The sequence below is a fragment of the Streptomyces sp. NPDC050485 genome (assembly GCF_044458185.1).
In the GTDB taxonomy this organism is placed as follows: Bacteria; Actinomycetota; Actinomycetes; order Streptomycetales; family Streptomycetaceae; genus Streptomyces.
This window is the reverse complement of sequence record NZ_JBITHR010000002.1, coordinates 323,056-347,504: the sequence shown is the minus strand read 5'-3', so window position 1 is coordinate 347,504 and position 24,449 is coordinate 323,056. Positions and strand designations below refer to the sequence as shown.

General features: G+C 69.8%; 24 protein-coding genes. 10 read left to right on the top strand and 14 right to left on the bottom strand.

What is annotated here, in order from left to right; all coding sequences use genetic code 11:
- Positions 1 to 343 precede the first annotated feature (343 nt).
- The 6 genes from ACIBK6_RS05245 to pknB all read left to right on the top strand — a co-directional run bounded on the left by ACIBK6_RS05245 (position 344) and on the right by pknB (position 8,449).
- Positions 344 to 1,207, top strand: a complete 864-nt coding sequence (locus ACIBK6_RS05245; protein ID WP_399048914.1) for an FhaA domain-containing protein — start codon at positions 344 to 346, stop codon at positions 1,205 to 1,207.
- Positions 1,208 to 1,217: 10 nt separating this feature from the next.
- On the top strand, positions 1,218 to 1,748 hold the full coding sequence (locus ACIBK6_RS05240) for an FHA domain-containing protein (protein ID WP_399048912.1): 531 nt from the start codon (positions 1,218 to 1,220) through the stop codon (positions 1,746 to 1,748).
- A gap of 135 nt (positions 1,749 to 1,883) precedes the next feature.
- Complete coding sequence (locus tag ACIBK6_RS05235; RefSeq protein ID WP_399048911.1) at positions 1,884 to 3,353, top strand: Stp1/IreP family PP2C-type Ser/Thr phosphatase; 1,470 nt, start codon at positions 1,884 to 1,886, stop codon at positions 3,351 to 3,353.
- Between the two features lie 26 nt (positions 3,354 to 3,379).
- A complete protein-coding gene (locus ACIBK6_RS05230; protein ID WP_399048909.1) occupies positions 3,380 to 4,795 on the top strand; it encodes an FtsW/RodA/SpoVE family cell cycle protein in 1,416 nt (471 codons plus the stop codon).
- Positions 4,792 to 6,252 (top strand): peptidoglycan D,D-transpeptidase FtsI family protein, encoded by a 1,461-nt coding sequence (locus ACIBK6_RS05225; protein ID WP_399048907.1) that lies wholly within the window; start codon positions 4,792 to 4,794, stop codon positions 6,250 to 6,252. The genes ACIBK6_RS05230 and ACIBK6_RS05225 overlap by 4 nt, the downstream gene beginning before the upstream one ends.
- Before the next feature lie 187 nt (positions 6,253 to 6,439).
- Positions 6,440 to 8,449, top strand: coding sequence for a Stk1 family PASTA domain-containing Ser/Thr kinase (pknB, locus tag ACIBK6_RS05220; protein ID WP_399048904.1), 2,010 nt, complete (start codon positions 6,440 to 6,442; stop codon positions 8,447 to 8,449).
- Between the two features lie 74 nt (positions 8,450 to 8,523).
- Here the strand turns inward: pknB and ACIBK6_RS05215 are convergent, their stop codons facing one another.
- The 6 genes from ACIBK6_RS05215 to ACIBK6_RS05190 form a co-directional block, all read right to left on the bottom strand.
- Positions 8,524 to 9,267 carry a class E sortase gene (locus ACIBK6_RS05215; protein WP_399048903.1) on the bottom strand — a complete coding sequence of 248 codons (744 nt, stop codon included), beginning with the start codon at positions 9,265 to 9,267 and terminating at the stop codon, positions 8,524 to 8,526.
- 26 nt (positions 9,268 to 9,293) lie between these two features.
- Positions 9,294 to 10,466: a class E sortase gene (locus ACIBK6_RS05210; protein WP_399048902.1), complete on the bottom strand. Its 1,173-nt coding sequence runs from the start codon at positions 10,464 to 10,466 to the stop codon at positions 9,294 to 9,296.
- Positions 10,463 to 11,101: an aminodeoxychorismate/anthranilate synthase component II gene (locus tag ACIBK6_RS05205; protein ID WP_399048900.1), complete on the bottom strand. Its 639-nt coding sequence runs from the start codon at positions 11,099 to 11,101 to the stop codon at positions 10,463 to 10,465. The genes ACIBK6_RS05210 and ACIBK6_RS05205 overlap by 4 nt, the downstream gene beginning before the upstream one ends.
- Positions 11,098 to 11,277 (bottom strand): hypothetical protein, encoded by a 180-nt coding sequence (locus tag ACIBK6_RS05200; RefSeq protein WP_399048897.1) that lies wholly within the window; start codon positions 11,275 to 11,277, stop codon positions 11,098 to 11,100. The genes ACIBK6_RS05205 and ACIBK6_RS05200 overlap by 4 nt, the downstream gene beginning before the upstream one ends.
- 68 nt (positions 11,278 to 11,345) lie before the next feature.
- Positions 11,346 to 12,041 carry a class E sortase gene (locus ACIBK6_RS05195; RefSeq protein WP_399048896.1) on the bottom strand — a complete coding sequence of 232 codons (696 nt, stop codon included), beginning with the start codon at positions 12,039 to 12,041 and terminating at the stop codon, positions 11,346 to 11,348.
- Positions 12,042 to 12,065: 24 nt separating this feature from the next.
- Positions 12,066 to 12,845 carry a DUF881 domain-containing protein gene (locus tag ACIBK6_RS05190; protein ID WP_399048895.1) on the bottom strand — a complete coding sequence of 260 codons (780 nt, stop codon included), beginning with the start codon at positions 12,843 to 12,845 and terminating at the stop codon, positions 12,066 to 12,068.
- A 137-nt stretch (positions 12,846 to 12,982) separates the two neighbouring features.
- On the opposite strand from ACIBK6_RS05190, the gene crgA reads away from it, so the two are divergent.
- The gene (gene crgA / locus ACIBK6_RS05185) at positions 12,983 to 13,237 is read left to right on the top strand and encodes a cell division protein CrgA (protein ID WP_329464162.1); all 255 of its coding nucleotides are present in this window, start codon (positions 12,983 to 12,985) and stop codon (positions 13,235 to 13,237) included.
- Between the two features lie 301 nt (positions 13,238 to 13,538).
- Here crgA and ACIBK6_RS05180 read toward each other — a convergent pair whose 3' ends face one another.
- Entirely contained in the window at positions 13,539 to 14,429 is an 891-nt protein-coding gene (locus ACIBK6_RS05180) for a rhomboid family intramembrane serine protease (RefSeq protein WP_399048894.1), read from the bottom strand.
- 85 nt (positions 14,430 to 14,514) lie between these two features.
- Positions 14,515 to 15,048, bottom strand: coding sequence for a peptidylprolyl isomerase (locus tag ACIBK6_RS05175; protein ID WP_399048893.1), 534 nt, complete (start codon positions 15,046 to 15,048; stop codon positions 14,515 to 14,517).
- A 312-nt stretch (positions 15,049 to 15,360) separates the two neighbouring features.
- Here ACIBK6_RS05175 and ACIBK6_RS05170 point away from each other — a divergent pair, with 312 nt between their 5' ends.
- Together ACIBK6_RS05170 and ACIBK6_RS05165 are read left to right on the top strand one after the other, a co-directional pair.
- Positions 15,361 to 16,065, top strand: a complete 705-nt coding sequence (locus ACIBK6_RS05170; RefSeq protein ID WP_399048892.1) for a DUF5324 family protein — start codon at positions 15,361 to 15,363, stop codon at positions 16,063 to 16,065.
- A 158-nt stretch (positions 16,066 to 16,223) separates the two neighbouring features.
- The gene (locus ACIBK6_RS05165) at positions 16,224 to 17,063 is read left to right on the top strand and encodes a class II fructose-bisphosphate aldolase (RefSeq protein ID WP_399048890.1); all 840 of its coding nucleotides are present in this window, start codon (positions 16,224 to 16,226) and stop codon (positions 17,061 to 17,063) included.
- Positions 17,064 to 17,154: 91 nt separating this feature from the next.
- Here ACIBK6_RS05165 and ACIBK6_RS05160 read toward each other — a convergent pair whose 3' ends face one another.
- Both ACIBK6_RS05160 and ACIBK6_RS05155 read right to left on the bottom strand, forming a co-directional pair.
- Positions 17,155 to 18,438, bottom strand: coding sequence for an MFS transporter (locus tag ACIBK6_RS05160; protein WP_399048889.1), 1,284 nt, complete (start codon positions 18,436 to 18,438; stop codon positions 17,155 to 17,157).
- A gap of 267 nt (positions 18,439 to 18,705) precedes the next feature.
- Complete coding sequence (locus ACIBK6_RS05155; protein WP_399048888.1) at positions 18,706 to 19,542, bottom strand: hypothetical protein; 837 nt, start codon at positions 19,540 to 19,542, stop codon at positions 18,706 to 18,708.
- A 103-nt stretch (positions 19,543 to 19,645) separates the two neighbouring features.
- Between ACIBK6_RS05155 and ACIBK6_RS05150 the strand changes: the two genes are divergently transcribed.
- The gene (locus ACIBK6_RS05150; protein WP_399048887.1) at positions 19,646 to 20,407 is read left to right on the top strand and encodes a thioesterase II family protein; all 762 of its coding nucleotides are present in this window, start codon (positions 19,646 to 19,648) and stop codon (positions 20,405 to 20,407) included.
- A gap of 28 nt (positions 20,408 to 20,435) precedes the next feature.
- Here ACIBK6_RS05150 and ACIBK6_RS05145 read toward each other — a convergent pair whose 3' ends face one another.
- Genes ACIBK6_RS05145 through ACIBK6_RS05130 form a run of 4 tightly spaced genes read right to left on the bottom strand, consistent with a single transcriptional unit; the run spans position 20,436 to position 24,388 of the window.
- Complete coding sequence (locus ACIBK6_RS05145) at positions 20,436 to 20,696, bottom strand: acyl carrier protein (protein WP_399048886.1); 261 nt, start codon at positions 20,694 to 20,696, stop codon at positions 20,436 to 20,438.
- Positions 20,689 to 21,663: a TIGR03560 family F420-dependent LLM class oxidoreductase gene (locus ACIBK6_RS05140; RefSeq protein ID WP_399048885.1), complete on the bottom strand. Its 975-nt coding sequence runs from the start codon at positions 21,661 to 21,663 to the stop codon at positions 20,689 to 20,691. Before ACIBK6_RS05140 ends, ACIBK6_RS05145 begins: the two co-directional genes overlap by 8 nt.
- Positions 21,660 to 22,010 carry a PqqD family protein gene (locus ACIBK6_RS05135; RefSeq protein ID WP_399048884.1) on the bottom strand — a complete coding sequence of 117 codons (351 nt, stop codon included), beginning with the start codon at positions 22,008 to 22,010 and terminating at the stop codon, positions 21,660 to 21,662. Before ACIBK6_RS05135 ends, ACIBK6_RS05140 begins: the two co-directional genes overlap by 4 nt.
- Positions 22,007 to 24,388 carry a beta-ketoacyl synthase N-terminal-like domain-containing protein gene (locus tag ACIBK6_RS05130; RefSeq protein WP_399048882.1) on the bottom strand — a complete coding sequence of 794 codons (2,382 nt, stop codon included), beginning with the start codon at positions 24,386 to 24,388 and terminating at the stop codon, positions 22,007 to 22,009. The genes ACIBK6_RS05135 and ACIBK6_RS05130 overlap by 4 nt, the downstream gene beginning before the upstream one ends.
- Between the last annotated feature and the right edge of the window lie 61 nt (positions 24,389 to 24,449).

Here is a 24,449-nt window from a genome sequence, read left to right as displayed (position 1 = left end):
GATTGCCTGGCGACGTCGAGAAGATTAGCACGCTGGACAGGGTGGATTCACATCCGTTGTTCGGGGGCGACCCTGGTGGGGAGGAGCAGATCAGGAGAGAGGCAACCCCCGGCATCGTTACCCGCTCCTCCTGAGTGCACTCCGGGTGCGGGACACTGTTGGGAAGCCACCTCTACGATCCGTACGAGAGGTGCGTGTGAGAGGTGACACTCGTCCACAGGGCACAGAAGGGGAACCAGCCGATTTCCCGACGCGTGGATACGATCAGTAAGCAGTACCAAGAACACGACGCACAGCAGAACCGGCAGCAATACCGGGACGGCAACGACGGAGGAGGTGCCCCATGGGAGTCCTGAAGCGTTTCGAGCAGCGTCTCGAAGGCCTGGTCAACGGCACCTTCGCGAAGGTCTTCAAGTCCGAGGTCCAGCCCGTCGAGATCGCGGGCGCACTCCAGCGCGAGTGCGACAACAACGCGTCGATCTGGAACCGGGACCGCACGGTCGTACCCAATGACTTCATCGTCGAGTTGAGCGCCCCTGACTTCGAGCGGCTCAGCCCGTACTCGGGCCAGCTCGGCGACGAGCTGTCCGGCCTGGTGCGTGACTACGCGAAGCAGCAGCGCTACACCTTCATGGGCCCGATCAAGGTGCACCTGGAGAAGGCCGAGGACCTCGACACCGGTCTGTACCGGGTGCGCAGCCGTACGCTCGCGTCCAGTACCGACCAGCAGGGACCCCAGGGTCCCGGCCCCGGTGCCCCGCAGCGTCCCGCGCCCCCCACGCAGGGCGGCCGGGGCGGCTACGGATACCCGCCGGCCGCCGCGTCCCCGCCTCCCATGCCCGCGGCGCCGCCGCCGGGCCGCCCGAGCGCTTCGCCCGCCGACCGCCGTCCGGCGGTGCCGGGGCCGATGCCGGGCGGGCACGGCCAGGTGAGACGCTGGATCGAGATCAATGGCACCCGCCACCAGATCTCCCGCCCGACGCTGGTCCTCGGCCGCAGCACCGATGCGGACGTGAGGATCGACGATCCCGGCGTTTCGCGCCGGCACTGTGAGATCCGGACCGGAACGCCCTCGACGATCCAGGATCTCGGGTCCACCAACGGCATCGTGGTGGACGGGCAGCACACCACCCGCGCTACGCTCCGCGACGGCTCGCGGATCGTCGTGGGCAGTACCACCATCGTTTACCGGCAAGCCGAAGGGTGAAGCGGGGGCAATGTCAGAGCTGACCCTCACGGTCATGCGGTTGGGTTTCCTCGCCGTACTGTGGCTGTTCGTCATCGTGGCCGTCCAGGTCATTCGCAGCGACCTGTTCGGTACGCGCGTCACCCAGCGCGGTTCGCGCCGGGGCAATGACGCGAACCGGCAGCAGCAGACCGGCCGGCAGGCCACCGCCGCCGCGCCACCGCCCCAGCGCGGCCAGCAGCAGGGCGGCGGGCGGCAGCGCCGCGGCGCCCCGACCAAGCTGGTCGTCTCCGAGGGCACCCTCACCGGCACCACGGTCGCGCTGCAGGGCCAGACCATCACGCTGGGCCGGGCGCACGATTCGACGATCGTCCTGGACGACGACTACGCGTCGAGCCGTCATGCCAGGATCTACCCGGACCGGGACGGCAAGTGGATCGTCGAGGATCTTGGTTCCACCAACGGCACCTATCTGGACCGGAGCCGGCTCACCACCCCGACCCCGATTCCGCTGGGCGCGCCGATCCGCATCGGCAAGACCGTCATCGAGCTGCGGAAGTAGTACGACAATGAGCGAGCGGAGCGAGCGAGCCGCGGCGGTCCGGACGGACCGGGGCGGGCTCCCGACCGGAGGGTGGGCAGTGTGGCTCGACATGACCGGCTGTACCCCGAGGAAGCGTCGACAGGGCAGGTGCGCATGAGTCTGTCCCTGCGTTTCGCCGCCGGATCGCACAAAGGCATGATCCGCGAGGGGAACGAGGACTCCGGCTACGCCGGTCCCCGTCTCCTGGCCATCGCCGACGGCATGGGCGGTCAGGCCGCCGGTGAGGTCGCCTCGTCCGAGGTGATCTCCACGCTGGTCACGCTCGACGACGACGTACCCGGCTCCGACATCCTCACCTCGCTCGGCACGGCCGTGCAGCGGGCCAACGACCAGTTGCGCATGATGGTCGAGGAGGACCCCCAGCTGGAGGGGATGGGCACCACGCTCACCGCTCTGCTGTGGACGGGCCAGCGCCTGGGCCTCGTGCACGTCGGTGACTCGCGGGCCTATCTGCTGCGCGACGGCGTCCTCACCCAGATCACCCAGGACCACACCTGGGTGCAGCGTCTGGTCGACGAGGGCCGCATCACCGAGGAAGAGGCCACCACCCACCCCCAGCGGTCGCTCCTCATGCGGGCGCTGGGCAGCGGCGACCACGTCGAGCCCGATCTCTCCATCCGCGAGGTCCGGGCCGGCGACCGGTATCTGATCTGCTCCGACGGCCTGTCGGGCGTGGTCTCCCACCAGACGATGGAGGAGACCCTCGCCAGCTACCAGGGCCCGCAGGAGACCGTGCAGGAGCTGATCCAGCTCGCGCTGCGCGGCGGCGGCCCCGACAACATCACGGTGATCATCGCCGATGTGCTCGACGTCGACTCCGGGGACACCCTGGCGGGGCAGCTCAACGACACTCCGGTGATCGTCGGCGCGGTCGCCGAGAACCAGTTGCAGCTGAACGACGGCGGCGCCATGCAGACCCCGGCGGGCCGCGCCTCCGGGCTCGGCCGTCCGGCTCCCTCGCCCTCGGGCGGCTTCGGCCCGCCCGGCAGCGGCGACGACGGCGGCTACGGCAACCCGCCCGAGGGCGCCTTCGGCTCGTACGCCGACGAGGACTTCGTCAAACCGCGCCGACGTGGCCGGTGGCTGCGCAGGTCGCTGTTCATCGTGCTGGCCCTCGCGGTCGTCGGCGGCGGCCTGTACGGCGGCTACCGGTGGACGCAGACGCAGTACTACATCGGCACCAACAGCGACGGCACTCCGCACGTCGCGCTGTACCGGGGCATCAGCCAGGACCTGGCGTGGGTGAAGCTCTCCCAGGTGGAGACCGACTACCCCGACATCGAACTCAAGTACCTGCCGCAGTACCAGCGCACCCAGATCGACTCGACGATCACCGCAAGCAGCCTCGACAAGGCGCAGGCCAAGGTCAAGGAGTTCGCGACCCAGGCATCCGCCTGCAAGAAGGAAGAGGCGCGCCGCGCCGCCGAGGGCAACACCCCCACGAAGCCCACCACGGGCTCCACCGGCACCCAGTCCAACAAGACCAACACCGCATCTCCCACACCCGGCCCCAGCCTCTCGGAGGACGAGCAGAAGCTGGTCTCGCAGTGCGGTAAGCAGTAGGCAGCCGTAGGGGGCCATTCCAGATCATGAGCGTTGTCACCAACACGACCACCATTGGCGCGATCGAAGCACCGAGCCGCCGCAACACCGAGCTGGCCCTGCTCGTCTTCGCCGTGGCCATCCCGGTGTACGCGTATGCCAACGTGGGGCTTGCCATGACCGGCAAGCTGCCCTCCGGCATGCTCGGATACGGTCTGGGCCTCGGCCTGATGGCGGGTGTCGCGCACCTGGTGGTGCGCAGGTTCGCCAAGTACGCCGACCCGCTGCTGCTGCCGCTGGCGACGCTGCTCAACGGTCTCGGTCTGGTGCTGATCTGGCGTCTCGACCAGTCGCCCCGGCTGATCGCGCAGGCCAAGCGCTCCTACGGGGCGTTCAGCCCGTCCGCCCCGCATCAGCTCATGTACTCGGCGCTGGGCGTGGCCCTGTTCATCGGGGTGCTCCTGCTCATTAAGGACCACCGGATTCTGCAGCGCTACACCTACATCTCGATGGCCGTGGCGATGCTGCTGCTGATCACGCCGATGTTCTTCCCGGCGAAGTTCGGCGCCCGCATCTGGATCACCATCCCCGGGCTCGGCTCGATCCAGCCCGGCGAGTTCGTGAAGATCATCCTGGCGGTGTTCTTCGCGGGCTACCTCATGGTGAAGCGGGACGCGCTGGCGCTGGCCAGCCGCCGTTTCATGGGGATCTACCTGCCGCGCGGACGCGACCTGGGCCCGATCCTGGTGGTCTGGGCGATGTCCATCCTGATCCTGGTCTTCGAGACCGACCTCGGTACCTCGCTGCTGTTCTTCGGTCTCTTCGTGGTCATGCTGTACGTGGCGACCGAGCGGACCAGCTGGATCGTGTTCGGTCTGCTCATGTCGGCGGTCGGCGCGGTCGGCGTCGCCTCCTTCGAGTCCCACGTCCAGGCGCGCGTCACCGCCTGGATCGACCCCTTCGCCTGCTACAAGACCAGCGGCGCCTGCGAGCAGATCGGTAACGCGATCATGTCGTTCGGCTCCGGCGGCACCCTCGGCACCGGCCTCGGCCAGGGCAACTCCGACCTCATCGGCTTCGCCGCCAACGCCGACTTCATCCTCTCCACCGTCGGTGAGGAGCTCGGCCTGGCCGGCATGATGGCGCTGCTGCTGATCTACGGGCTGATCGTGGAGCGGGGTGTGCGCACCGCGCTCGCCGCCCGCGACCCGTTCGGCAAACTGCTCGCGATCGGCCTCTCCGGTGCCTTCGCGCTCCAGGTCTTCGTCGTGGCCGGCGGTGTCATGGGGCTGATCCCGCTGACCGGTATGACCATGCCGTTCCTGGCGGCCGGCGGTTCGTCCGTCATCGCCAACTGGGCGCTGATCGGCATCCTGATCCGCATCAGCGACACCGCGCGCCGTCCCGCCCCGGCCCCCGCCCCGTCCCCCGACGCCGAGATGACCCAGGTGGTCCGCCCGTGAACAAGCCCCTGCGCCGGATCGCGATCTTCTGCGGGCTGCTGGTCCTCGCCCTGATGATCCGCGACAACTGGCTCCAGTACGTGCGTGCCGATGAGCTGAACGCCCACAAGTACAACCAACGGGTCCAGATCGAGCGCTTCGCCCGCGAGCGCGGCAACATCATCACCGCCGACGGCCAGGTCATCACAGGCTCGGTCGCCACCCAGGACACGTACTACAAGTTCAAACGGTCCTGGAAGGACGGCCCGATGTGGTCGCCCGTCACGGGCTACGCCTCGCAGGTCTTCGACGCCTCCCAGCTGGAGAAGCTCGAGGACGGCATCCTGTCCGGCACCGACAACCGGCTCTTCTTCGACCGCACGCTGTCGATGTTCACCGGCGAGAAGAAGAAGGGCGGCAACGTCGTCACGACGCTCAACAGCGCCGCCCAGGAAGCCGCCTTCAAGGGGCTCGGCGACAAGAAGGGCGCGGTCGCCGCGATCGACCCGCGCACCGGCGCCATCCTGGCGCTCGCCTCGACGCCGTCGTACGACCCGGCTTCCTTCGCCGGCCGCAGCAGCAATGACTCGGCGGCGTACAAGAAGCTGCTGGACGACAAGAACGCGCCCATGCTGAACCGGGCGCTGCGCCAGACCTACCCGCCCGGCTCCACCTTCAAGGTGGTCACCGCCGCGGCCGCCCTGGAGAACGGCCTGTACTCCGGCATCGACGACGCGACGAAGTCGCCGCTGCCGTTCATCCTGCCGGGCAGCAGGACCGAGCTGAAGAACGAGGGCAACATCCCCTGCGAGAACGCCACGCTCAAGGTGGCGCTCCAGTACTCCTGCAACACGGTCTTCGGCAAGATCAGCGACGATCTTGGCAACGACAAGATGAAGGCCGAGGCCGAGAAGTTCGGCTTCAACAAGGAGATCTTCAACCCGATCCGCACGGACGCGAGCGTCTACCCGAAGGACGTCCGTCCGCAGAACGCGATGGCGGGCATCGGCCAGGCCTCCAACCGTGCGACCCCGCTCCAGATGGCCATGGTCGCCGCCGCCGTCGCCAACGACGGCAAGCTGATGAAGCCGTACATGGTCGACCAGCTCCAGGCGCCGAACGTGGACGTGCTCAGCAAGACCCAGCCGGAACAGATGAGCCAGCCGCTGTCGGCCGCCAACGCCCAGAAGCTCCAGAAGATGATGGAGTTCGTGGTCACCGACGGCACCGGCACCAGCGCCCAGATCGACGGTGTGACCGTCGGCGGCAAGACCGGTACCGCCCAGCACGGCGTCGACAACAAGGACAATCCGTACGCCTGGTTCATCTCCTACGCCAAGTCCGGCGACGGCTCCCCGGTCGCGGTCGCCGTGGTGATCGAAGGCTCCGACACGACCCGCGACGACATCGCGGGCGGCAAGCTCGCCGCCCCCATCGCCAAGAACGTGATGAAGGCGGTGCTCGACAGCAAGAAGTGATCCGGGCTGTTTCACGTGAAACGTCGCCCGTTTCACGTGAAACATCACACGTGCCCTGTACCGGTCCGGTATCAGGTGGCGGCTGTGGGCTGATCGGCTTGCACTGCCCGGTAGCGTATGCGCGAACAGCACACCGCCGGACCACCCATGGGTACGGTCGGGACAGACGGAGAGGGCTGGATTAGCTATGGAAGAGCCGCGTCGCCTCGGCGGCCGGTACGAGCTGGGCCAGGTGCTCGGCCGTGGTGGCATGGCCGAGGTCTACCTCGCGCACGACACCCGGCTCGGCCGCACCGTCGCCGTGAAGACGCTGCGGGCCGACCTCGCCCGCGACCCGTCCTTCCAGGCCCGGTTCCGCCGTGAGGCCCAGTCGGCCGCCTCGCTCAACCACCCGGCGATCGTCGCTGTCTACGACACCGGCGAGGACTACGTCGACAACGTCTCCATCCCGTACATCGTGATGGAGTACGTCGACGGTTCGACCCTGCGTGAGCTGCTGCACTCCGGGCGCAAGCTGCTGCCCGAGCGCACCCTGGAAATGACCATCGGCATCCTCCAGGCCCTGGAGTACTCGCACCGCAACGGGATCGTCCACCGCGACATCAAGCCGGCGAACGTCATGCTCACGCGCACCGGCCAGGTCAAGGTCATGGACTTCGGCATCGCCCGCGCGATGGGCGACTCCGGCATGACGATGACGCAGACCGCCGCCGTGATCGGCACCGCCCAGTACCTCTCCCCGGAGCAGGCCAAGGGCGAGCAGGTCGACGCGCGAAGCGACCTGTACTCGACGGGCTGCCTGCTGTACGAGCTGCTGACGGTCCGGCCCCCCTTCGTCGGGGATTCACCGGTCGCCGTGGCCTACCAGCACGTCCGCGAGGAGCCGCAGCCGCCCTCGAACTTCGACGCCGAGATCACGCCCGAGATGGACGCCATCGTCCTCAAGGCGCTGGTCAAGGACCCCGAGTACCGCTACCAGTCGGCGGACGAGATGCGCGCCGACATCGAGGCCTACCTCGACGGCCAGCCGGTCGCCGCGACCGCCGCCCTGGGCGCGGTCGGCTACGGCGGCAACGGGTACGACGGCTACAACAACGGCTACGGCAACGACCAGCCGACCACCGCGCTGCGGCAGGCCGACCCGGCGGGCCAGACCTCGATGCTGCCCCCGGTCAATCCGGACGACGGCGGCTACGGCTACGACGACCGCCCCGACCGGCGCCGCCAGAAGAAGTCCCACACCTCGACGGTCCTGCTGATCCTGGCGGGCGTCCTGGTGCTGGTCGGCGCGATCCTCATCGGCAAGTCCGTCTTCAGCGGCAACGCCGACAGCAGCACGGTGAACGTGCCCCAGCTCGTCGGCAGCAGCCAGGCCGACGCGGCGAAGCTGGCGACCAACGCCGGGGTCAAGATGGCCGTCGCCAAGCAGGAGCCGTGCGCGGACCAGCCCAAGGGCAACGTCTGCAGCCAGAACCCGGCGGACGGCACCATGAAGAAGGGCGAGACCGTCTCGGTCACCGTCTCCACGGGCGCACCCAAGATCGAGGTCCCGGACGTCACGCAGAAGGACAAGGACAGCGCGACGCAGTTGCTGCAGAGCAAGGGCTTCGTGGTGAAGACCACGGAGGTCGAGTCCGGTGCCACGCCGGGCACGGTCGTCGCCCAGGACCCGCAGGGCGGCGGGCAGGCGGAGAGGAACTCGACGGTCACCCTGCAGATCGCCAAGAAGCAGACGACGAAGCTGCCCGATGTGACGGGTTCGGACTACAACAGCGCGGTCCAGCAGCTCAGCGCGCTCGGCTTCACGAACGTGTCGCGCCAGGACGTGGACAACGAGAAGCCGATCAACCAGGTCGTGTCGATGACCCCGACCGGCAACACCAGCCAGACCAAGGACGTCCAGATCGTCCTGAAGGTCTCCAAGGGCCCGCAGGCACCGCCCCAGGGGCAGGTGCCGCAGGGTCTGGTCGGGCAGACGGTGAAGAAGGCCACGCAGATGCTGAACGACGCGGGCTTCAGCAACATCCAGTTCGCGCCGGGAAGTTCGAACGACGAGAAGGCACGCGTCATGGTCGTCACGCCCGGTTCGGGCACCACGGTCGACCCGAACCAGCCGATCACGCTGACCACGGTCGGCGGGACCAACAACGGCGGCCCGAACTTCTTCGGCGGCCCCTCCGGCGGCCCGCTGAGCTAGCCCGCCACCCGCTCAGCACTGAGCCCCGGCACCCTGTGAAGGGTGCCGGGGCTCAGTCGCGTAGGGCGCAGGCGTCAGGGCTGGCGCAGCTCCGCCGGCTTGGTGCGCTTCGTGTCGACCTTCGCGGTGCGGACCAGCTCGCCCCAGACGATGTAGCGGTAATCCGAGGTGTAGACCGGGGTGCAGGTCGTCAGGGTGATGTACTGGCCGGGCTTTTTGGCGCCCGACTCCTTCGGGACCGGCTGCAGCACGTCGACGTTGTACTTCGACGTCTCGGTCAGCTCCGCGAACACCTTGTAGACGTACCAGGTGTCCTTCGTCTCGAAGACGACCGCGTCGCCGTCCTTCAGCTTGTCGATGTTGTGGAACTTGGCCCCGTGGCCGTCGCGGTGCGCGGCCAGCGTGAAGTTGCCGGTCTTGGCCGCGCCGGGCAGCGTCGCCTTGACCGGGTCGGTGTAGTAGCCGGCCACACCGCCGTTGAGGACGTCGGTGTCGGTGCCCTTCTTGACGAGCACCTCGCCGTTCTTCATCGCCGGTACGTGCAGGAAGCCGATGCCGCCCTTGGTGTCCAGCGCGCCGGGCCCGGCGCCCGCCGCCCAGTCGCGGCGCACGCTGTCGCCCTGCGCGGACGCCTCGCGGTCGGCCAGGACGTTCGTCCACCACAGGGAGTAGACGACGAACAGTGCGAGCACCAGGCCCGCGGTGATGAGGAGTTCGCCGAAGACGCTGATGACGGCGGCGACGGCGCCGCGCCTGCGCCGGACCGGAGCCGGTCCGGGCGTGCCGGTCCGCTCGTCGTGGTCGGTTCCTGTCGCCACCGCACCCGCCCCTGCTGTCCGTTCGGTCATCCCACGAGCGCGTCGGGCTTGCCCTTGCTGCGCGGTCGGTCGTCAACCATCTTGCCCCACACGATCAATCGGTAGGTACTCGTGAATTCCGGCGTGCAGGTCGTCAGTGTCAGATAGCGGCCGGGCCCGGTGAATCCAGATCCGGTGGGGACCGGTTTGAGCACGGAGACGTTCGACGGCGGGGTCTGCGGCAGCGCGCTGGTGATCTCGTAGGTGTAGTACGCGTCCTGCGTCTCGACCACGACCTTGTCGCCCGGTTTCAGTTGGTTGATGTACCGGAACGGTTCGCCGTGGGTGTTTCGATGGGCGGCGACCGCGAAGTTGCCGGTCTTGTCCGACGGCATCGCCGTCTTGAGGCCGGACTCGTCGTAGTGGCCGATCATGCCCTTGTCGAGGACCTTCGCCTTGCTGGTGCCCTGCGCGATCGGGGCGACGATGTCCAGCTTGGGGATGTGCATGATGGCGAAGCCCTGGCCGGGCGCGAAGGCGCCCGGTTTGCGGCCGTCCGCCCAGTCCTGCGCGATCTTCTTGGCGGCGCTGCCGGCCTCTTGGTGCGCGCGGACGTTCGTCCACCACAGCTGGTACGTCACGAACAGCAGCATCACCACGCCCAGCGTGATGAACGCTTCGCCGATGACCCGGCTGGCGATCACGGCCGCGCTGTCCTTGCGCGCCTTCGCCGCCCGGCGCGCCTCGGCCCGGGTGCGGGGCCGCTCGGCCGGCCCGGGCGCCGGGGCCGTGCGTCCTCTGCCCTTGGCGGCCCTGCGCCGCTCGGCCCGCCCTCCGGTGACCGGCGGGGCCGTCGTGGCCTCGTCCAGGGCCCGCAGCGCGACGGTCTCGTTGTCGAAGGGGGCGGCCTCGGGGACGGCGACGGATATCGGCGCCGATATGGGTATCCCGGGCTCGGCGGCGGGGAGCGGTCCGGCCGTCTGCTCCGGTGCGGGATACCAGTCCTGCCGGGGTCCCGCCGGGCCCGGGTCGTACCACTCCTGAGGTTCCGTCAGCGGATTCCGCAGAGGATCCCCCAGGGGCTGAGATACGGGCTCCTGTACGGGGGGTGAGGCGCCCGGCGCCAGGTTGTCGGACCGGAACCAGGGTGACGCGTGCCCGCCGGGTGGCAGCGGGTCCGTCAGCGGGTCGTACTCGTGCTCCGGGCGCACCGAAGTCACGCCGCGGCCTTGCCCACCACCGGTGCGAGCCCCGCCGACCGCTCGACGGCGCCCGCGTCCCCGCAGCGCACCAGCCAGTTGGCCAGCATCCGGTGGCCGTGCTCGGTCAGCACCGACTCGGGGTGGAACTGGACGCCCTCGACCGGCAGTTCACGGTGGCGCAGCCCCATGATGATGCCGTCCTCGGTGCGGGCAGTGACTTCGAGCTCGCCCGGCAGCGTCGCCGGCTCGGCGGCCAGCGAGTGGTAGCGGGTCGCCGTGAAAGGAGAAGGGAGCCCCGCGAAAACGCCTGTGCCCTGGTGCAGCACCGGAGACGTCTTGCCGTGCAGCAGTTCGGGGGCCCGGCCCACGACACCGCCGTACGCGACCATCATCGACTGCATGCCGAGACAGACGCCGAAGACGGGGACGCCGGTTGCGGCGCAGTGGCGCACCATGTCGATGCAGACGCCCGCCTGTTCGGGGGCGCCGGGCCCGGGGGAGAGCAGCACGCCGTCGAAGCCGTCCTGGGCATGCCCGAGGGACACCTCGTCGTTGCGGACGACCTCGCACTCGGCGCCGAGCTGGTACAGGTACTGGACGAGGTTGAAGACGAAGCTGTCGTAGTTGTCGACCACGAGAATGCGCGCGCTCACCGGCCTGTGGCTCCCGTCCCCTGGTCCACCGTCACATCGTTGAACGGGAGCAGCGGCTCCGCCCACGGGAAGACGTACTGGAAGAGCACGTAGACGATCACGAGCACCATCGCGAGCGAGATGAACGCCCGCAGCCACGCGTTGCCCGGCAGATGCCGCCAGATCCAGCCGTACATGCTGTCCCCGCTGTCCCTTCCGACGATCGTTACCGCACCAGACTAAGGGCCCCGGTGACGGCGTGGGGTCACCCGGCCAAAGCTGTGGGTTTGCCCTGCGTCACAGGCAGAGTGGAGTCGAGGTGTCCCCAGGCGATCAGGCGGTGGCTGCTGCCCCATTCCGGGTCGCAGGTGGTGAGGGTCAGATAGCGGCCCGGTGAGCGGAACGGCGACTTGGCGGGGACGGGGTCGATGACCCCGATGTCGCTGGGCACGGTCCGGTAGGGCACGTTGTCGACGCGGTAGGTGTACCAGGTGGTGTCGTCGCGCAGGACGACCGCGTCGCCGGGCCGCAGTTCGGGGAAGTCCTTGAACGGGTCGCCGTAGGTGCGCCGGTGGCCGGCCACCGAGAAGTTGCCCTGCTGCCCGAGCCGCGCCGTGTTCGCGTAGTGGCCGAGGCCCTTCTGGAGGTCCTTGACGGCGGTGCCTTCGAGGACGGGCTTGTGCCAGTCCTTGCCGAGCCGGGGGATGTACATGACGGCGAAGGACCGGCCTTCGGTGTACGCGGCCGGAGCGGGCGGCTGGGCGGCCTGCTGCGGCGCCGCGGGGCGGGGCGGCGGGCTCTGCTGCGCCCACTGCTGCTGGAGGCCGGATATCTGGTCGCTCGCGGCGCTGTCGGCCTGCACGCCGGTCCAGTAGAGGACGTACACGACGAACAGGACGATCAGCGTGCCGACGGTGATGCACAGTTCGCTGAACGACCTCACGAGGATCCGCACGGACATCGGCGGTGGCCCCCTCCCGCGCCGCTACTGCACCGGTTTCGCGTAGTGGAGATCCACTGTGCCCGAGTAGCCCGGAAGAGTCATCGTCTTGCGCTCGTCGACTTTCCAGCCGAGCCCGTAGGCCGTCACGTACAGCTGGTAGTTCTGGATCGCCTTGGAGGCGGTGAGCGCCGCGCGCAGCTTCCCGGTGTCCCCGACCGCCGTGATCTTGTACGGGGGCGAGTAGACGCGGCCCTGGAGGAGCAGAGTGTTGCCGACGCAGCGGACGGCGCTGGTGGAGATCAGCCGCTGGTCCATGACCTGGATGCCCTGGGCACCGCCCTGCCACAGCGCATTGACCACGGCTTGCAGGTCCTGCTGGTGGATGACCAGGTCGTTGGCCTGCGGGGCGGGGTAGCCGGGGGCGGCGGTGGCGTTCGGCGGGGCGTCGTTGAGCGTGACGGTCAGGGCCCGGCCGGAGACCGGTGCGGTGCCCGAGGCGTCCTTGAGGCCGTTGAGGAGCTGGTCCTGGGCCTTGGTGGAGCCGTCGTCGCGCTGGGCGAGCGCGTCCACGTCGCTGCGTACGGCCGCGGTGGAGTCGCCGAGCTCCTGGTTCTTGCGGTCGCGCTGCTTGATCAGGTCCGACAGCTTCAGGAGCGAGGCGTCGGTGCGGATGTTGGTGCCTTTGGCCGTGTTGAAGCTGGTGACGAAGATGAGGCCGGCGAGCGCGAAGACGGCGGCGGAGAGCAGCCGGACGGGCCGGCCGCGGAAGCGGCGCCGGGGCGGTTGGGGGACCCCGTCGGGGGAGTCGGCAGAATTGCTCAACGTACCCTTATCTCCTTCGGCGCCACGGAAGCACTACGCTAACGGACGCTTGGGGGAGGCCTCCCCCACAGCCCCGTCCCCCGGCGCCGCCACAGTTCCCTGCGCGGTCACGCAGCGCATCGACAGGAGAGTTCCTCGTGCCGAAGTCACGTATCCGCAAGAAGGCCGATTTCACGCCGCCGCCCGCGAAGCAGGCGACCGCCATCAAGCTGGGCAACCGCGGCTGGGTGGCCCCGGTGATGCTGGCGTTCTTCCTCATCGGGCTCGCCTGGATCGTCCTCTTCTATGTGACCGAGGGCGATCTGCCGCTCAAGGCGCTCGGCAACTGGAACATCGTCGTCGGGTTCGGCTTCATCGCGGGTGGGTTCGGCGTCTCCACGCAGTGGAAGTAACGACTCTCCCCGCGGCTTCCGGACCGGGGCGGCAGGGCGGATCCGCCGCCTGAACGCAAGCTCTGCCCCCAGTTATCCACAGCGCTATCCACCGGGAGTGGATAACTCAGACGATCTGTGGATAACTTCCGGGAAGTTGACGCCGGTGTGACTGGTTCCGCCGCCCTCCACAGCCCTTGTGCCCCTTGCCCCGCCTGGAAACAACCAGGTCAGAGGCGAGGGGCACAGGCGTTCTCCATCCAGTGCACAAGTTCGGGCACTTGCTGTGGACAACTCTGGGGAAAGCTCGCACCCGCTGTGGTCAGGTGAGCGCGGCGGTGCGCATCACGACGAGGACGACCGACACCGCGAGCACCAGCACACAGCTGCCCCACTGCACCAGGGCGCGCCGGTTCGCCGGGGCGTGGACCATGCCGATGCCGACCAGGACGCCCGCGGCCAGACCGCCCACGTGCGCCTGCCAGGCGATGCCCATCCACGGGTTGAACGTGAGGATCAGGTTGACCACGAGCAGCCCGATGACCGGCCGCATGTCGTACTTCATCCGCCGCATCAGCACCGCCATGGCGCCGAACAGGCCGAAGATCGCGCCGGACGCGCCGAGCGAGGGCTCAAGAGGGCTGGCGATCAGATACGTCAGCGCGCCGCCGGCCAGTCCCGAGACGAAGTACAGCGCGAGATAGCGGGCCCGGCCGAGCGCGGCCTCCAGGGGGCCGCCGAGCCACCACAGGCTGAGCATGTTGAACAGGATGTGCACGACGCCGCCGTGCAGGAACATCGAGGTCACCAGGCGGTACCACTGGCCCTCGGCGACGCCCTGCGCCCCGTCGAAGCCCGGCACGCCGGCCCTGCCCAGCAGGAAGAGCGCGTCGGTGAACCGGTCCCCGACCACCTCCTGCACCAGGAACATCACGGCGTTGAGGCCGATGAGGATCTTGGTGAGCAGCTGCGGGTCGCCCGCCGCGAGGATCCCGCCCGCCAGCGTCCGCGGCCGGTTCGCCGTCGGGGCGTGGCCGGTGCCGGAGCCGGTGCGGACGCACTCGGGGCACTGGAAGCCGACGGAGGCGCTGATCATGCACTCGGGGCAGATCGGGCGCTCGCAGCGGGTGCAGCTTATGCCGGTCGCCACGCCCGGGTGGCGGTAGCAGCTGGGCAGGCTCGACTGCCGCGCCTGCTCCTGGTCCTGGTTCATCGGGCTCCCTCGTCCTCGTGCAGCAGCTCCGCCCCGCTCGTCATACGGACGAGCGGGGCGGAAAGGTTCCCTGCGGAGCCGGAGATCAGCCTTCGCGGTTCTCCACGACGACGGACTCGATGATCACGTCGTTGACCGGGCGGTCGGTGCGCGGGTTGGTCCTGGTGCCCACGATGGCGTCCACGACCTTCTTGCCGGCGTCGCTCGTGACCTCGCCGAAGATGGTGTGCTTGCCGGTCAGCCACGCGGTGGGCGACACGGTGATGAAGAACTGCGAGCCGTTGGTGCCCGGGCCCGCGTTCGCCATGGCCAGCAGGTACGGCTTGGTGAAGGCCAGGTCGGGGTGGAACTCATCACCGAACTCGTAGCCCGGGCCGCCGGTGCCGTTGCCCAGCGGGTCGCCGCCCTGGATCATGAAGCCCTCGATGACGCGGTGGAAGACGGTGCCGTCGTACAGCGGGTCCGTGGTCTTCTGGCCGGTCGCGGGGTTGGTCCACTCGCGCTCGCCCTTGGCGAGCTCCACGAAGTTCCGGACCGTCTTGGGGGCGTGGTTCGGCAGCAGCCGAATCTCGATGTCGCCCTGATTGGTCTTCAGGGTGGCGTAAAGCTGGTCGGCCACGATCTGCCTTCCTTAGAGGTCTGCACTGAACGTCAGAGGTCTGCACTGAACGTCCCACGATCCTCGCACGGACCGGACCGGCCGGAGGAAAAGCGCCCGGTTACCCATGGATACCCGCCGAACGGCCTCTTACCGGCCGAGGCCGTGGCATCGTCGTCCGCGAGCTCCCTCCACAACCGCGCCCGCAGTTGCTTCAACAAGCGACGCACACCCGGATGCCATGGCGCACATGCCGGGTACCCGCAGGACAGGCATGATTTCGAGATGGGTGGAAAGGCGACATACCGAACCGCCACCAAGGAGGAGGATCACGTGACCCGCATGGAGAGCGTGCGCGCCGCGACCGGAACGGCGAAGGAGAGCGTGCTGCACGCCGCGGAAGTGGTGGCGCCCTACGCCGACTCGGCCAGGCAGCAGGCCGCGCAGTACGCGCAGCACTATGCGCAGGAGGCGCGCGTACGCGTCGCGCCGAAGATGTCGAAGGCCGCGCACCAGGCGCGCCGGCAGGCTCGTCAGCAGTACGACGCCCATGTCGCGCCGCGGGTGCCGCCCAGGGTGGACGAGGTGGCGCACCAGGCGGCCGAGCGGTCGCGCCGGGCCGCCCGGCAGGCCGCCGAGTACGCCGGGCCGCGCGTGGAGCAGGCGGTCGCCGCCGCCCAGCCCCTGCGCGAGGAGGCGCTGGCCCGCTCCACGGCCGCTCTCGCGGCGCTGCGCGGCCAGGTCTCGCCCCAGGAGATCGAGAAGCTCGTGCGCAGGCACCAGCGGAAGGCCAGGGTCGCCTGCTTCGCCAAGGGCTTCCTGGTGGTCGGCATCCTGGCGGGCGGGGCGTTCGCCGCGTGGCGGTGGTGGGACAAGCAGGCCAACCCGGACTGGCTGGTCGAGCCGCCGGAGCCGACCGAGGTCGCCGACCGCCCGCCGCTCACCTCGGTGGACGGCAGCAGCCCCGACGCCCTCGACCCCGAGGTCCAGGCCAAGCAGGCGGCGGAGGAGGCCACGGACCGCGACGAGGGGCACTGACCCGCAGTTGGCACCGGGCGCCCGGCGACCTCAACAGGCCGCCGGGCGCCCGCTGTTGTCAAGAGGGGACGGTGATCTCGAACGGGGGAAATATGGTGTGTGCCTGTGGCATGCTCACGCCTGGATGATCCAGGGCCACCCACACAGGAGTCGCCGCCATGACCCTCGTTTCCACCCGTGCCATCGTCGACGGGGCACGCGCCGCGGGCACCGGCGCGCTCGCCTTCAACGTCATCCATCTGGAGACCGCCGAGGCACTGGTCGAGGCCGCCGAGATCACCGGGATCCCGGTGATCCTGCAGATCAGCAAGAACTGCGTCGACTACCACGGGAGCATGCTGCCCCTGACCCGGGCGACGCTGGAGATCGCTGCGGCGTCCCGGGCCGAACTCTCCGTACATCTCGACCACTTGACGGATCCGGCCGCGATCCGCGAAGGCGTCGAAGCCGGTGTGCGATCGGTGATGGTGGACCACTCCGCGCTCCCGTACGAGGAGAACGTGGCGGCGACCGCGGAGCTCACGGCCTGGTGCCATGAGCGCGAGGTGTACGTGGAGGCCGAGCTCGGCAAGGTCGGCGGCAAGGACGGGGTGCACGCGCCGGGGGTGCGCACGGATCCGGCGGAGGCGCTCGCGTTCATCGCTGCCACGGATGTCGACGCGCTCGCCGTCGCGGTCGGGTCCTCGCACCGCATGCGGGAGCGGACCGCCGTCCTGGATCACGAGCTGATCGGCACGCTCAGCGCGAAGCTGCCGGTGCCCCTGGTGCTGCACGGGTCGTCGGGAGTCTCCGACGACGAGCTGACGCGCGCCATCGCCGCGGGCATGACGAAGATCAACATCTCCTCGCACCTCACCCGGGCCTTCACCCGCGCGATCCGGGCCACCCTGGAGGCGGACCCCGCGCTCAGCGACTCCCGCGTGTGCTTCCGTTCCGGGCGCACGGCCGTGACAGAAGAGGCCGCGCGCCTGCTGAAGCTTCTCGGGCCCCTGGGGTGACCTGCCCTGTCCCCGAGGCCCGCGCGGGTGCCGGGCTCGGGCCCGGCCCGTGTGGGCTGGGGCGGCCAACTCGACGCGCCCCAGCCCCACTTCACTCGCCGGCTGCGGCCTCGGCCGCGACCGGCGGGTTCGAACGGGACCAGAGCCGCTCGACCAGCGCGCACAGGAGACCCGCGACGGTGACGACCACGGCGAGCACGATCCAGCCGGGCTTGCCCCAGTCGACGCACATCGTGATGACGACGAGCGGCGCCACGGCCTCCGCGAAACCGTGCCCAAGGCCCATCACACCCTGGTACTGCCCCTGCGCCTCCGGCTTGGCCAGCGCGAACGACAGCTCGAACGTGCCCGCCGCCTGCCACACCTCGCCCAGCGAGTGCACGACGACGCCGATGAGCAGCAGCGTGATCGCGATCCACGCGGCGGGGCCGGCCGACACCGCCACCAGGATCCAGGAGACCAGGAACAGCGGGCCCGACAGCGCGAGCAGCCGCGCCGCCGAACGCGGCCCGTTGATGGACCGCGTCGCCGGGACCTGGGTGGCGGCGACGATGGCCGCCTCCAGGAACAGGACGATCGCGGCCATCCAGCGCGGCGCCGAGGTGCGCAGCACGATCCACACGGGAAGCGCCTGGATGAGGACGAAGTACTGCAGGCTCGCGACCGACGACGCGGCGGTCAGCCCCAGGTAGGGCAGGTCGCGCAGGGCCAGCCAGCGGGGCCCGCTCTTGGTGTCCTTGTCCTCCTCCTCGACCGTACGGGTCGGAGCGAGGCGCGGCAGCCGGGTGAGGATGCCGGCGGCGATCAGGAAGGTGACCGTGTCGATCAGGATCATGGTCACGTATGCCGCGCGGGTGTCGATGGCCAGGACGACCGCGGCGCCGATGGTGCCCACCGCGAGCCCGACGTTCGTCACCGCACGCAGATAGGTCCGCAGCTGCGGGCCCTTGCCCTCCTCCGCCAGCACGCCGATCATCGCGCCGCGCGCGCTGACCGTTCCGGCCCGGCCGATGGCGGCGACAGCGGCGATGACCAGCAGCGGCCACAGGCTGTGGACGAGCAGCAGGCTGACGCTCGCCACCGCCTCGAGCAGCATGGAGGCGATGACGACCTCGCGCGAGCCGCGGCGGTCGGCCAGGTCCCCGATCAGGACTCCGGCGCCGAAGCCGGCCAGCGACCCGACCGTGAGGCCCACCCCGGTGACGGTCGGGCTGAGCCCGGCGGACCGGATGAGGAAGATCGTTCCTGCGGAGAGGAACATGCCCATGCCGATGGTGTTGACGATGGTCGACAGGGCCAGCAAGCGCTGGCGGGGCTCCTGTGGGCCGCGCACCGCGGTACGGAGCCTGGTCAGCACGTTCGTCGGGGTCGTCATGCTCACGAGGCCACCCCGGCAAGGGTCGCGGCACGGTCGGCCGCACCGGCAAGGACCGGGAAGCCCACGCCGGTGGCTGGTACGGGCCGGGAATGCGGCTCGCCTGTTCGCGGGGCGCGCCACGCGAACCCTCGCCGGGTGCTCACTCGATATTCTCCTTAATTGCAGTGTGCACAGAAGTGATTTATTCGCGGTGCGGATCCGCGAATCAGCTCGGTTTTCCAGGCTTTCGCACGACCGAGCTCCACACCGCTTTCCGGCGGCGTTTCAGGAGGCGGAGAGGAAGGCGTCCTCAAGGCGGACGATATGCGCCTGGGACCAGCGGGCGACACGCCGGGCGCAGTCGCCGTCCAATTCCCCGGGGCGCGTTCCGTCCAGGACCATCGAGCGGTATTCGTCGACGGTGATTCCGCAGCCCGGCGTGCTTTCAATGCGGCGCAGCAGCCACTTCTTTCGGCGGCACAGCTGCCCGGCCAGGACCAGGGCGGCGTCGGCGACGAAGCCGGCCGCGAGACCGGCGGACACGCGCGCCGTCATGTCGTCGCCGGAGTCGAGCTGACCCGCGACGTCGGTGAGGCAGTTCTCCGCGTCGGCCTTCAGCGAACGGGCGAGCGCCCGCCGGTAGGAGGAACTGTCGAGCAGGTCCCGCATCTCCTGGAAGAATTCGTCGCCCTTGAGCGGGACGCCGATGGAGAGCCGGTAGATGAAGTCCTGGAGGAAGTCGCCCGTGGCGCAGAACTCCGCCTCGTTGTCGAGGTACGGCGCCAGCGCCCTGGCGAGCGTGTCGGTCGGCCACACCTTCAGGTCGATGCGCGCGTTGTCGTAGACGCCCATCCAGTTGTGCCAGCGCACCCCGCTCGGGTCGGAGCCCGGCCAGGTCTCCATGGTCTCGTCGACGGGGAGGTCGAGGTCCACGTCGGAGAACGCGTAGATGTCGACATCGCTGAAGGTGTTCCCCCACCCGGCGGCCGTCGAGCCCGTCATACAGACGGCTTTTGCCTCGGCCAGTCCCGGGAAATGCTTGAGGATCGCCGAGAACGAAAGGTCAGGCGGGTCGAGAACCGGCGGCTGGGCGGCTATGACCTCGATAGTGGGGTTAAACATCAGAATCCTCCCGGGATGGCAGAGATGGTCATGTCGGGCATAGCTTCCGGAGCCGGACGCTATCTTTGCGGACTAAATTGATGCTGCGGATTTGAAGCGCATCATGCTAAGCTCCGTGCCCATGGTCATATCGAATTCGATGGGTATGTCGAAGCAATCGCCGGTGCTCGTTCCGTGGAGTTCAGCACCGGGGAATAACACAGCACTCGTAGGTATTCCGTGGGCCGGCGCCGGGGCGACTCCGTTCAGTGCGTGGGGGCCGGTGATCGACGACGCGGCGGACGTGTACGGCGCTCGGCTGGCCGGCCGCGAGAGCCGGCAGACGCAGCCCCCGGCGGCTTCCCTTGCCGAGGCCGTCGCCGAACTGGCCGGTGAGCTGGCGGCGCTGGAGGCACCGCGGGTCGCGCTGTTCGGCCAGTGCTCCGGAGCGCTCCTCGCCTACGAGGTGGCCAAGGAACTGCACCGCTCGGGCAACGGCCCCGAGGTCGTCCACCTGCTCGTCGGATCGCAGCTCCCGCCGCGCACCCTCGCGGACCGCGGCGTCGACGCGGAGCAGGACCTCACCCGCTACGTGCCCGAAGGCCTGCGGGAGGAGCCCGAACTGCTCGCCGTGCTGCTTCCGATCCTCGCCGCGGACATGAAGCTGATCGCCGACTACGCGTACGCGCCGGGCACCCCGCTCGACGTTCCGCTGACCGTGTTCTACGGCGCGCGCGACGAGGAGCTCAGCCGCGCCGACGTCGACGGCTGGCGCCAGGAGACCACGGGTGCCACCGACTTCCGCGAGATCGCCGACGCCGACCACCTCTTCGGCGGCGCCGCGTGGCTGGAGCTGGCCCGGGCGATCCGTACCGCCCTGGTGTAGGGCCTGGGCCCCGGCTGCCGCGGGCCGCCTACTCATCGGCGAGGAAGGCCGCGAGTTGGGCGACCGTCGGGTGGGCGAAGACGTCGACGAACTGGATGCGCGGCCAACGCCGGCGCAGCACCCGCACCACTTCGAGCACCATGGCCGAGGTCGCGCCCAGATCGAAGAAGCCCATCTCCGGGTCGATGAAGTCCAGGCCGAGGGCCTCGGCCCACACCGCCCCGACGACCTCGTCCGGGTCGCCGCCGAGGTCGGGCCCGGTCCCGGCGGAGCTGGTCGGCTCACTCATCCATGGCCTCCCGCAGTGTCGTACCGACCAGGCGCAGATGGTCGAGGTCACCCGGATCGAGCACGGTGACGATCAAGCCGTCGGCCCCGGCCGCGCGGTACTCCGCGACCTGGCGCCGCACCTCCTCGCGCGTACCGCACAGGGCGAAGCCCCGTACCGCGCTCGGCGCCAGACCCAGCAGCGGGCCGAGGCGTTCCAGCGATTCCTGCAGTTCCTCTTCGGACTCGGTGATGATCGCGTGGCCCAGCCAGGTCTTGGTGATCTCGGCGCTGTCGCGGCCCACGGCCGCGCACGCCTTCTCCAGCACCTTGATCTTGTGGCGCACGGTGGCTGGTCCACCGAAGAAATTGCAGGCGTCCCCGTACCGGGCCACCATCGGGATCAGCACCTTCTCGCCGCCGCCGCCGATGAGGATCGGCGGTCCTTCGGGGCTCAACGGGCCCGGCACGTTGAGGGGTTCGTCCACCCGGTGGTACGTGCCGGAGAAGCGCGGCGCCTGTTCGGTGAACATCGCCCGGCAGATCTGCACCGCTTCGGCGAGTCCCGCCAGGCGCTCCCGGGTGGACTGGAACTCCAGCCCGTAGGCGCGGCACTCCTCTTCGTGCCAGCCCGCGCCGATGCCGAGGATCGCGCGGCCGCCGCTGATGACGTCGATGGTGGTCACCATCTTCGCCAGCACCGCGGGGTTGCGGAATCCGTTGCAGGAGACGAGCACTCCCAGGCGTGCGGTCGACGTGACGGCGGCCAGCGCCGCGAGCGTCGTGTACGCCTCCAGGATCGGTTCGTCCCGCTCGCCGACGGAGGCGATCTGGTGGACGTGGTCCATGGTCCACAGGCTGTCGAAGCCGGCGGCCTCGGCGGTGTGCGCGATCTCGACAACGCGCTCGAAGAGCTTGTTGTCCATGGTCCCGGGGAACGAGTAGCCGGCGAGCTGCAGGCCGACCCGGGTTATCGCCGGGCGAGTCATCCGGCGACCGCCGCCGGTGCGAGCGGCACGGAGTCGGCGGGCGTGGCGCGTTCGACCAGTCCGAGTTCCAGCAGTCGGCCGCACAGGTGCTGGACCTGCTGCTCGACCTCCGCGGACGGCAGCCCCGTAAGCTCGGCGACGCCTTCGACGACCTGGGCGACGGTGCGGCGCCCGTCGATGAGCAGCCACACGACGCGGCCGTCGCTGTCGAGTACGTAGCGGCCGATGAGGGTCTCAAGGAGTACGCCGCCCTCGGGGCGCTCGCTGAGGTCCACCACCTGGTCGGTCACGCGGGCGGTCACGTCCAGTCGGCGGACTAGGACAGCGTTGTTGTTGACGGTGCTCATGAGGTTGCCTCCGTGGCCAGGGCCTGTTCGATGAAGGTTGCTGTGGCTGTGATGGTGGGCGCGATGAACGGCAGGTCGAGCGGCAGCTCAAGGCCGAGCCCCTCGTTCAGGCGGGCGCCGATCTCCACCGCGTGCAACGAGTCGCCACCGAGTCCGTCCATGAACTGCGCGTCCCGGTCGATGTGTTCGACACCGAGGACTTCGCGCCAGACCTGCTCGACGTAGTCGATGATGCTGACTCCGTCGGCGCGGGTCGAGGTCTGCGGGGTGTCCCTGCCCGGGGCCGGCTGCGGCTCGGGACGCTCCAGCCAGAACCGGCGGCGCGTGAACGGGTAGGTCGGCAGCGGGACCCGGCCGCGCGGCTCGTCGCCGTAGTACGTGGCCCAGTCGACCGGGACGCCCGCCCGCCAGGCCGCGGCCACCACGTCGGCCAGGTCGAAGGACGGGCCGACGAGGATCTGTCCGACGCCGTCGCGGACGGACCCGGCGTCGGTGTCGGGGGTGCAGGCGCCGAGGGCTGCCGCGAGCGTCGCGGGGTCGGCGCCGCCCGCCAGCCACTGTGCGGCGGCGCGGGCCCACTTCGGCGCGTCCACCCGGGAGAAGGTCAGGCCGAGCCGGGTCAGGATCCGGGCGACGCCCAGCGCGGCGAGGGCGCCGGTCTGCTCCGGGGCGAGAGGGCCGAGATCGGCGTGGCCGGCCAGTTCGGCGAGTGCGCCGCGCAGCAACGGCTCGGTGGCGAGCAGCCGTTCACCCATCGCGGCCAGCTCGGCGGGCGTGCCGTGCAGCGCCAGCGACCACCGGGCGGTGGGCCGGCCGGGCTCGTCGGCCGCGCGCAACTGCCCGGCGGCATCGCCGAGTTCGGTGACGACGGCCGCCCAGCGCCGGGCGAACCTGCCCCGCCCGACGCCGAGCGTGTACGCGATGTCGGCCAGCGCGGCGGCGTCGGGCGAGTCCATCGCCTCCAGCCGGTCGGCGAGCCGCTCCCGCATCCGGGTCAGCTCCTCGTCGCTGCGCGCGGACAGGGCGAGGATGTGCCGCGAGCGCACGGCGGGCGCGCTCGGCGCGGCGGCCGCGGACTCGATCACCACGTGCGCGTTGGACCCGCCGAGACCGAACGAGCTGACCCCGGCGATCCGGGGGCCCTCGGCCTCCCAGGGCAGGGTCTTGGAGGTGATGACGAAGGGGGTCGAGTCGAGGTCGATGGCGGGGTTCGGCGAGCGGAAGTGCAGGGTCCCCGGCACGGTGGCCCGCTCGACCGCGAGCGTCGCCTTGATCAGGCCCGCGACGCCCGCGGCCGCGTCGGTGTGGCCGATGTTGGGCTTGACCGCGCCGAGCGTGAGAGTCCGGGCCGGCCGGCCGGTGGTCCCGAAGACGCGGCGCAGCGCCTCGAACTCGACCGGGTCGCCGATCGCGGTCCCGGTGCCGTGGGCCTCGACATAGCCGACCTCGTCGGGGGCGACGCCCGCGCGGGTGAGCGCTGCGCGGATCACGGACTCCTGCCCGTCGATGTTCGGCACGGTGAACCCGGCGCGCGATCCGCCGTCGTTGTTCACCGCCCAGCCGCGGATCACGGCCCGGCGGCGGTCCCGGTCGGCCCGCGCGTCGGCGTCGCGCCGGAGCACGACGATTCCGGCGCCGGAACCGGGAATGGTGCCGGAGGCCTCGGCGTCGAAGGCGCAGCAGCGCCCGTCCGCCGACAGGATTCCGCCCTCGGCGTGGGTGTAGCCCTCGACGTCGGGCATCAGCAGGCTCACACCACCGGCCAGGGCGATGTCGCAGTCACCGGCAGCCAGTGCCGAGCAGGCGAGCGAGACGGCACTGAGCGCCGTGGCGCAGCCGGTCTGCACGGTGATGGCGGGCCCGGTCAGGCCGAGCTTGAACGCGAGCCGCGGTGCGAGGAAGTCCTTTTCGTTCCCCAGCGTGACGCGGACGTCGCCGGTGCGTCCCGCGCGGGCCTCCGTCGGGGCCACGTACTCGCGCATGTAGTGGTTCTCACCGCAGCCGACGAACACGCCGACGACGGGGGCGCGTTCTCCGGCGTAGCCCGCGTCCTCCAGCGCCTCGGCCGCCACCTCAAGGAGCACCCGCTGCTGCGGGTCCATGATGACGGCCTCGGTCGGCGCGACACGGAAGCGGTCGGCGTCGAACCACTCGATGTCGCCGACCTTCGCGACCGCACGCACGAACGCGCCGGCGCGGTCGCCGCCCTCCGACGAGGCACCCCCGTCCGGTGCCGCCTCGTTCCGGGCGAGCCGACTGGTCGACTCAACGCCTTCCACGAGGTTCGTCCAGTACTGCTCGACATTGCCGGCTCCCGCGAAACGCGCCGCCATGCCGATCACCGCTATAGGAGGTGCGGAAAGTGGCTTTTGCTGCATCTGAGACGGCTCCTGAAGAATCAGCGTGACCTCGCGGCGACATGGGTCGGAAGTCGCAATC

What these genes read in the sequence shown, in the direction of transcription:
- ACIBK6_RS05145 (WP_399048886.1), bottom strand. Translation starts at nt 20,696, where the DNA reads ATGAGTGAGCCGACCAGCTCCGCCGGGACCGGGCCCGACCTCGGCGGC.
- ACIBK6_RS05160 (WP_399048889.1), bottom strand. Translation starts at nt 18,438, where the DNA reads ATGACGACCCCGACGAACGTGCTGACCAGGCTCCGTACCGCGGTGCGC.
- ACIBK6_RS05195 (WP_399048896.1), bottom strand. Translation starts at nt 12,041, where the DNA reads ATGTCCGTGCGGATCCTCGTGAGGTCGTTCAGCGAACTGTGCATCACC.
- pknB (WP_399048904.1), top strand. Translation starts at nt 6,440, where the DNA reads ATGGAAGAGCCGCGTCGCCTCGGCGGCCGGTACGAGCTGGGCCAGGTG.
- ACIBK6_RS05200 (WP_399048897.1), bottom strand. Translation starts at nt 11,277, where the DNA reads ATGTACGGCTGGATCTGGCGGCATCTGCCGGGCAACGCGTGGCTGCGG.
- ACIBK6_RS05140 (WP_399048885.1), bottom strand. Translation starts at nt 21,663, where the DNA reads ATGACTCGCCCGGCGATAACCCGGGTCGGCCTGCAGCTCGCCGGCTAC.
- ACIBK6_RS05135 (WP_399048884.1), bottom strand. Translation starts at nt 22,010, where the DNA reads ATGAGCACCGTCAACAACAACGCTGTCCTAGTCCGCCGACTGGACGTG.
- ACIBK6_RS05155 (WP_399048888.1), bottom strand. Translation starts at nt 19,542, where the DNA reads ATGTTTAACCCCACTATCGAGGTCATAGCCGCCCAGCCGCCGGTTCTC.
- ACIBK6_RS05235 (WP_399048911.1), top strand. Translation starts at nt 1,884, where the DNA reads ATGAGTCTGTCCCTGCGTTTCGCCGCCGGATCGCACAAAGGCATGATC.
- ACIBK6_RS05240 (WP_399048912.1), top strand. Translation starts at nt 1,218, where the DNA reads ATGTCAGAGCTGACCCTCACGGTCATGCGGTTGGGTTTCCTCGCCGTA.
- ACIBK6_RS05245 (WP_399048914.1), top strand. Translation starts at nt 344, where the DNA reads ATGGGAGTCCTGAAGCGTTTCGAGCAGCGTCTCGAAGGCCTGGTCAAC.
- ACIBK6_RS05130 (WP_399048882.1), bottom strand. Translation starts at nt 24,388, where the DNA reads ATGCAGCAAAAGCCACTTTCCGCACCTCCTATAGCGGTGATCGGCATG.
- ACIBK6_RS05150 (WP_399048887.1), top strand. Translation starts at nt 19,646, where the DNA reads ATGCTAAGCTCCGTGCCCATGGTCATATCGAATTCGATGGGTATGTCG.
- ACIBK6_RS05165 (WP_399048890.1), top strand. Translation starts at nt 16,224, where the DNA reads ATGACCCTCGTTTCCACCCGTGCCATCGTCGACGGGGCACGCGCCGCG.
- ACIBK6_RS05230 (WP_399048909.1), top strand. Translation starts at nt 3,380, where the DNA reads ATGAGCGTTGTCACCAACACGACCACCATTGGCGCGATCGAAGCACCG.
- ACIBK6_RS05180 (WP_399048894.1), bottom strand. Translation starts at nt 14,429, where the DNA reads ATGAACCAGGACCAGGAGCAGGCGCGGCAGTCGAGCCTGCCCAGCTGC.